1 pseudogene is annotated in these 1189 nt (G+C 69.0%); it reads left to right on the top strand.

Features of this window, described 5'->3' with window-relative positions:
- A pseudogene (locus ACWEBX_RS41125) lies at nucleotides 1-1079 on the top strand (hypothetical protein); the annotation flags it as partial.
- Nucleotides 1080-1189: the final 110 nt, after the last annotated feature.

Here is a 1189-nt window from a genome sequence, read left to right as displayed (position 1 = left end):
CCCACGTTGGCCAAGAAGCGACCCCAGACGAAGGCCAAGCAGCCGCAGGTGACGGACGGCGGCGAGATCCCGGTCGTCGGAGCCTCTACGAGGTCCGCGCCTACGACAAGGCGGGCAACGTCTCCACCGGCAGCGCCGACCACTTCGTCACCACCGTCGACAAGACTCCGCCGGCCAAGGTGACGGCCACCGTGGCCATGGGTTCCGACCGCGACCGTGAAAGCTTCGTGATCAGCTGGAAGCCCGTGGCCGACGCGGTCCGCTACCGCGTGCTTCGACGGCTGCCCAGTTCGCAGGAGTGGACCGTGGTCGCCACCACGACCGGCACCTCCGTGAGCGACTACCGGACGGGCTACTCTCCCTGGTATCGCGTCGAGGCCTACGACGCGGACGGCAATGTCGCTCCGGCCGCCGGCACGGACGAGGTCAACGGCCAGGCCGTGTGGGAGGCCCGTGCCACCGACGTCACTGCCGTCTACGCGGGACACAACCAGGCACTCCTTCAGTGGTCCCTGCCCCTGGACACCATCCTGACCGTCCACCTCCTGCGCGGTGTCGGCACCCCGACACGCGAGGAGACCACGCCCGCGCAGACCTGCACGTCCGTCACCCACGTACAGGAAGGCGACCACCTCCGCTTCACCTGCCGCGCCGATGTCGTCCTGGGCGCCACGAACTACTTCGCGGTGGAGCCCTACCAGACGGCAAAGGACCGGGCCCTGCCCAGCAACGCCGTCGCCGTCCTTGCCCCGGCCGGGCCCGCTCCCGCCACAGACCTGACCGGCGTGGCGAACGGCAACCGCTACGACTTCACCTGGACCCCGAGCGCCTCGGCCGACGTCGACCACTACGAACTGCGCAACGGTCTGTGGCACGAGGCCGCCGCGGACCGGGACGCATGGTTCCTGGAGTACATGGGCGTCGATATACCGGCCAATGCGACCAGTTTCCGCTGGCCCTACCTCGGCAACGAGACGATGGACTTCGTCCTGGTCGCGGTCGCGGCCGACGGAACCCAGCTCTCGGCCGAGGAATCTCCCCGCATGCACATGGAGGCTGCCGCGCCGGCAGGGTCGTGAGCCACGCTTCTTCGGTTCCGCGGAACTCGTAACGCCGTTCGGTCCTGCAGACGACCGATCTCCCACCTCGGATGACTTCTGGCCAGGCGCGGGCAGCGGAGTTGGGGTCC

Source organism: Streptomyces sp. NPDC005070, assembly GCF_053600395.1.
This window is presented reverse-complemented; position numbering and strand designations above follow the sequence as displayed.